We start from the raw sequence: 5,902 nt of genomic DNA, 5'->3' as shown, positions 1-5,902 counted from the left end.
GGATGGAACTGCTGTACTTCTTCCTGTAAACCTTCCATATCATTTTGCAAATAACTTTCTGTACTGCTGATGTAGCGATGGCCGGCAAGGTGTTGTACTTCCCTCAGGTTGTACATTTTAAGCCATTTGGTGATCACGCTGGTGCGGATTTGCTTGGCATTTAGCACGCTTGGATTGATCTTTCTGGCTTTAATCATGACCTGGGTCATAAGGATGCTAAGTCCCCTGGCAGGCTTGTTGCCTCCTTCTGCAATAAATAATCTGTCACTGGCTTCTTTGGTTTGGTATTTCCTTTTGGGATTCATTGCTATGAACTCGCCCCTGATCTTTAACACATAATCATAAATATCCATTACCTGGTGGGGTTCTAATTTCATTTCCCTGCCATTGCTCCTGACACCTCCCGGTACATTCAGCTTTCCTTCTCTTAGGTTAATGTCTTTCACTTCTAACTTGTAAAGCTCTGATGTTTTTAAGCCTTGGTACACTAACATGCCCAATATTACCCTGTTCCGCCTTTGCTGTAATGATGTGACAGGATAAATTGTAAAGCGCATGCAGTTCGTGAGGTTCTAAGATATGGTAGAGTATCTTTCTTTTGATGCCCTTTACTTCTATGTCTGTGGCCGGGTTCCTTTCTACTTTACCTTCCCTGATCAAATGCTCGTACAGATGTTTGATAACTCCTATATAATTTTGGATTGTACGCTGGATTGCTCCTTTGCTTTTACACCATTTCATAAAGCCCAATAAATCATTATAAGTTACTTGTTCTGCTTCCAGCCGTTCTTCTTCCAGCCACCTTCTGTAACGTTTCAAAACTGTAAGCCTGCCTTCTATGCCACTGTTGGTATAACCTTTGGATTCCAGGTAACTTCTAAACCCTGTAGTTAATATGTCTTTGTCTTTATTCATAATCCTTTACTAAAGCTTCGGTTCACTCGTCTTTTTCTAATTGATTGGTTTCATACCTTGGAATATTATTAAATGGCTGTGTGCCTTTGACCAACATACCTTTATTGCCGGAAGGCAGTTCTGCTAAATGTGTATAGATTTGTGTACTCTCTAAGCTGCTATGACCTAAGAACCTGCTGATGCTTTCCATTTTCATACCAGCCTGTAAAAAGTGGGTGGCAATGGAGTGGCGGAGCGTATGCAGCCCTATTTCTTTTTCTATCAGGTCATTGTCTCCTGTTTGGTATTGCAGGCTTTTTAACCTCAGCATTAGGCTTTGGCCTTGCATCCTTCGGTTACTGCTATTGGCAATAAACAAAGCTTCTACTTGGTTTCCTTTCAATAACTCAGGCCGATGGTCATATACATAATCCTGCAGGTATTTCAGGTTGGTTTTGCTGACAGGCACTAGCCTTTCCTTGTAATTCTTTCCTTTGCGCACATGCAAGATTGACCTGTCAAAATTGATATCACTTACATCCAGCATAACGCCTTCTGTCCTTCTTAATCCACAACCATAATAGATAGCCAACATGGCTCTGTCTCTTGCTCGTATCGCTTCCAGTACTTCCGGTGAGGTGTTGGGTTTCTTTTCCGGTTGTTGATGTGTGGCTTTAAAAAGCAGCTGGATTTCTTCTCCTGTCAGGTAAATAAGCTTGTGTGCTGCTTCTTCATTTTCCAGGCGGATAGGAGGTATATCAAGCCTCCCCACTTTCCTGAGGTATTCTGTAAACTTTCTTAAGGCTTGTATATGTTTGTTCAGGTGGGCATTGCTCAGCCCACCACCCCGCCTGTCATTGGAACGTTCTTTAAGCTTTTGGTAATAGCTTTCAATATGCTGTGTTTTGAGTCCTTTAATGTTTTTGATCCCCTGTTGTTCCAGGTAGTGCAGCAACTCCCTCACATGCAATGGCAAGCCATAAACGGTACTGGCTGCATAGCCCTGCACGTCCAGCCATTCTTTAAAGCTCTGCTCTAAGTAGCGATATGAGGCATTGGATAGGTTGAGTTTTTTCATCTTATATGCATTCTAAATTTTTACTCTAATGATTGCTATTTAACACTGGTTATCAGGCAGTTATTGAAGTTTCTTGTATAATGCCCAATAGGCTCTGTTTTTTGCTTCGGTTGGTGTTTCCAGAACTTTTGAACTTTGCCTATAACTTGCTGTAGTTCTTTGCTTTTAGTGGTTCATTCAGGTTTTGAACTGGTGGTGAACCGCTTTGAACTTTGTACTTATTTCGTCCTGCTTTCTCTCTTATTCTCTGCTTCTCTCTTCCTCCTATTTCCCTTCTCTTTTTCTCTTGATTCCTTTACTAGCGGTGCATGTCTTATAACATGCACCGTGTAGTCTCCCCAGGAGACTTTTACTTTGGCTTCTTTGCTCCTGCTAAACCGCTCATAATCTTGTCCAGTATGCCTGTAATGCCGTTTTTGAGTTGCTCGTATTCGTCCAGCTGGGTAATCCTGTATTCGTGCGGTTTCCCCTTCTCTCCGGCCACTTTTTCCACGTAGTCATATTCCTGTAATTGCACCATATACCGCTTCTGGTTACTGGGATTAATTCGTAAAAACTGCCTTACTTCTTTGTTGGTAAATGAGGTCTTGTTTTCCATTTTCAGCCATGCTTTCAGCCACTCTAAATATTTCCTTCCTGCATCGTTCAAGGGATCTGATTTCCTGATCAGTACTTCCTTCATCAGTTTGTTGGCTTCCTCTATATCTTCTAGTGTGGTATTGATATACACTTCTCCTGTTTCCTTGTCTGTTTCTTCTTCCCTTTGGTACTGGTGGTAAAAGGTCACTGCTTCAATGAAGGCTAAATAATGCGCATTGCTCCTCCTGGGCTTAAATACTTCATCAGGGATTTTTAACTGCTCCGCATAAGGGTTTCTGATGCTCACAGGCTTTAATACTCTTTGGGTATTCTTTAGCAATTCTGCTATTTTGTGTTCCTCACTGCCATCTATTTTACCTGCCGAGAGCTTTCGCTGATAGCTCATGATTTTTTGATCCTGCTCTTTGCTTTCGTCTATATGGATCAGGAAGGAACGGTTGGCATTATCCTCATAAAGACTTTCTTTCGTAGTGCAGCCTGCCACGCAAACTGGACCTTCTACAGTTAAAGTGACTGTCCTTGTCTCTCCTTTGGTATTCTTAACCACTACCGTTTTAGTGATTCGCTTTTTGCTTTTGATCTCCCGTAACGGATAAAGCACTTCTTCCGCTCCGTCCAGATCCTCGATTAAGATGAGTTTATTTCTAAGTTCCTGCTGACCAAAATAGTAAAAGGCATTTCCGCTTAAGCTCGTAATTTCCAGTTTGTCTTCTTCGGGGATCAAAGCACTTACTTTTTCTTGCAAATGTGTTTTTCCTATGCCTGAACTTCCAAAACTGATCACGTGCAGTGGATTGTCCCGTTTCCTGCTGGTAAAGATCAAATACATCAAAAGCCTGTTGTTTTCTTCTCCTATCACGCCTGCTTTGCCGATATCTTCCATTGTCCTGCACATCAGGTTGGGGGCTTTCAGATACTCTTGCGCTTGTTTGATTTCTGCTGTGGTCAGTTGTTTACGCTTATCCTGTGTTTGGACTTTTAATTCTATTTCCTTTAATCTGTAGGCTTCCAACTCGTCTGTAAGTTCTGTTAATGCTGCAGCCGCTACACTGGTGCCGATCTCCAACCGCTCTGCTATTTTCCTGATTAGCTTTTCAACCTGGGTATCATTGTACAGATCAAGGTTATGCCTTAGACTTAAATGCTCTACCTGTACTTTCAGCGTTGCCCGCATCCTGTCCAACCCTTCCAATCTGATACCGCCTAAAATAGCGATTTGTAGCATGCCACTTTCAAAAGTCAGATGGTCAGGGTTGGTGGTGTTGAGTTTGCTTTCCATTCCTAATATTTTTTTGTAAAAAGTTTCTCCACTAATCAGTGGATTTTTTATTTACACAAAAATCTATATTTAAGTGGAATTATGCAAACATAAAAGACCTTTATATCTGTTAGATTAGTATTACAGGTAGGAATAAAGCACTTTAAAGGCTATATTTATGGAAAAATATTTCTCTATTCTATGGATTTTGGAACAAGGTTAGCCAACGCAAGGAAGGAAAAAGGTTTCACGCAAGATGATCTGGAAAAAGCTACAGGCATCAATAAGCGGCTGATTTCCCGCTATGAAAAAAATGATACCATGCCCTCCATTGATGTAGCCCGTAAGTTGGCCACTGCTTTGCAGGTTTCTTTAGATTATCTCACCGGACTGGATTATTCACTTTTTATCAATGACCCTGAGATGACAAAGCTGCTCAAAGGATATGAGCAGCTTAAGGATGAAGATAAAGCGGTTATTAAAAAGATGCTTAAGGCTTTCAGTTTCTATTCTAAGATCGAAGAAACTCAAAATAATATGGCTTAAAGTTAGTCTCGAGAGAGTTAAAAAAGTATCAATTATAAATTTTTGATCCTGTATAAACTTTTTCAATTATTAGATTACTATCAAAAATAAAATAGTAAATAGTGGTTTCCCCAGACCCAAAACCTTTTTTAAAATTAGAAGAATATCCTGCTTGAGCCATTAGAGTATTATTCACAAGTCGTGAAAATTTTAAAAGATAGCCTTGGCTTTTGTCGTGGTTTACATCTTCATGTTTAAGCTTGTAACCTTTGTATTCCAAGCTTTTCTGCACAGCTTGGATTGAATCACGCACATTTCGTAATAAAGGCAAATTTTGTCCAAACAAAACCGCACAATTTTCTGATGCTCTATATTGTTTTTTGAGGATATCACATAGAACCATTGTTGCGTCATTTTGGATTTCATCATCTAAAATAGTAGCTGTAATTGAAATCAATGTATCCTTACCATACTTATCATAAAATGATTTACTTAAATTACTAGAAATATCTGCTTCAATATATTTTAATGCATGAATAAACCCCTTCATTGCTAAAGTATCTTGTGCAGATATTGCATGAGATATAATTAAAAGCATTGTAACCAGTATAATCTTTTTGGACTTCATCTTCATCTTAATACTTTATTAACCTGAATATTCATATAATAAATACTTGCTCGAGTTCTCCTTGTCTGGTAATCAGTATTAGACATTGGGGAACGATTAACATTTTTACCTCCATATGGCAATGTAGTGTGGGTATAGCCACCTGAAGAATTGTAATGATCAGTGTCAAAATATGAATCTCTTCGACTCAGTTTCGATTGTGACCTAAAGCCGTTTACAATATCTACTGTTTCACCTGTAGCATTTGGATTATAGTTTGGATCATTGGGGTCTTTAATTGGGTCGCCATATACATCAGTTCGATCAGTGTTTGCTCCTGCCCATGCATAAGTTCCTGTCCATGTATGAAGAGATTCATGGAAAAAAGTCATACCAAACCCCATTGTTTCACCAACTGAATTTAAGTTATCATTTATCTGCCCAGTATTAAGTTCAATAATACCATTTGTAGAACCATTTGATACTTCATCTCCACTTATTGATTTTACTGTAATTACCCCCTCTGATGAAATCAAATTATCTAAATAAGTTCCTGCTTCATTTCCAGGCTTATCTTTATCCTTTTTGCCATTATTCACAAGCACCCCATTGTTAAATCCAATATTATTACCTGTTATGCTACTTAAGCTCCAAACCAAATTCACCAAAGTATAAACATCTAGCCCACTAACCCTAACCGTATCACCCAAATGATCTGAGTAAAAAATTGGATTATTACCCATGCCTACATAAGGACTTTCTCTTTCTGAAGTTTTTGGATCGATCTGCCACCATCTGCCAAGTGCAGGATCATATGATCTAAAAAATGCCATGTCAAGATCTAAAATAGGGTCTCTTTCTATCCCATTAAATTTAAAGTTATTGGCTGTTGTATAGCTTCTTTGGTAACTATTAAAAGTCAGACCGAAGGGGTAGTAAT

The 5,902-nt window shown here is 39.2% G+C and carries 7 protein-coding genes; 1 reads left to right on the top strand and 6 read right to left on the bottom strand.

All coding sequences use genetic code 11. The annotated features are described in order from the left end of the window. From IEV85_RS24525 to IEV85_RS24510, 4 genes are all read right to left on the bottom strand, one after another. Nucleotides 1-494: tyrosine-type recombinase/integrase (locus tag IEV85_RS24525; protein WP_188467913.1), on the bottom strand; the 494-nt coding region annotated here is incomplete at its 3' end. Continuing rightward, a complete protein-coding gene (locus IEV85_RS24520; protein WP_188467912.1) occupies nucleotides 433-915 on the bottom strand; it encodes a site-specific integrase in 483 nt (160 codons plus the stop codon). The genes IEV85_RS24525 and IEV85_RS24520, both read right to left, overlap by 62 nt. Before the next feature lie 22 nt (nucleotides 916-937). Next, nucleotides 938-1,972: a tyrosine-type recombinase/integrase gene (locus IEV85_RS24515; protein ID WP_188467911.1), complete on the bottom strand. Its 1,035-nt coding sequence runs from the start codon at nucleotides 1,970-1,972 to the stop codon at nucleotides 938-940. Nucleotides 1,973-2,321: 349 nt separating this feature from the next. Next, nucleotides 2,322-3,851 (bottom strand): hypothetical protein, encoded by a 1,530-nt coding sequence (locus IEV85_RS24510; RefSeq protein WP_188467910.1) that lies wholly within the window; start codon nucleotides 3,849-3,851, stop codon nucleotides 2,322-2,324. Nucleotides 3,852-4,031: 180 nt separating this feature from the next. On the opposite strand from IEV85_RS24510, the gene IEV85_RS24505 reads away from it, so the two are divergent. Further along, complete coding sequence (locus IEV85_RS24505; protein ID WP_188467909.1) at nucleotides 4,032-4,376, top strand: helix-turn-helix domain-containing protein; 345 nt, start codon at nucleotides 4,032-4,034, stop codon at nucleotides 4,374-4,376. Nucleotides 4,377-4,404: 28 nt separating this feature from the next. Here the strand turns inward: IEV85_RS24505 and IEV85_RS24500 are convergent, their stop codons facing one another. Then, the gene (locus tag IEV85_RS24500; protein WP_188467908.1) at nucleotides 4,405-4,983 is read right to left on the bottom strand and encodes a hypothetical protein; all 579 of its coding nucleotides are present in this window, start codon (nucleotides 4,981-4,983) and stop codon (nucleotides 4,405-4,407) included. 2 nt (nucleotides 4,984-4,985) lie between these two features. Continuing rightward, a partial coding sequence (locus tag IEV85_RS24495) for an RHS repeat-associated core domain-containing protein (protein ID WP_345261740.1) occupies nucleotides 4,986-5,902 on the bottom strand: 917 nt, incomplete at its 5' end.

It is taken from the genome of Marivirga lumbricoides (assembly GCF_014636295.1).
Classification (GTDB): Bacteria; Bacteroidota; Bacteroidia; order Cytophagales; family Cyclobacteriaceae; genus Marivirga; species Marivirga lumbricoides.
This window is presented reverse-complemented; position numbering and strand designations above follow the sequence as displayed.

Coding starts and splice junctions, on each gene's coding strand:
- IEV85_RS24520 (WP_188467912.1), bottom strand. CDS start 915: ATGAATAAAGACAAAGACATATTAACTACAGGGTTTAGAAGTTACCTG.
- IEV85_RS24515 (WP_188467911.1), bottom strand. CDS start 1,972: ATGAAAAAACTCAACCTATCCAATGCCTCATATCGCTACTTAGAGCAG.
- IEV85_RS24510 (WP_188467910.1), bottom strand. CDS start 3,851: ATGGAAAGCAAACTCAACACCACCAACCCTGACCATCTGACTTTTGAA.
- IEV85_RS24505 (WP_188467909.1), top strand. CDS start 4,032: ATGGATTTTGGAACAAGGTTAGCCAACGCAAGGAAGGAAAAAGGTTTC.
- IEV85_RS24500 (WP_188467908.1), bottom strand. CDS start 4,983: ATGAAGTCCAAAAAGATTATACTGGTTACAATGCTTTTAATTATATCT.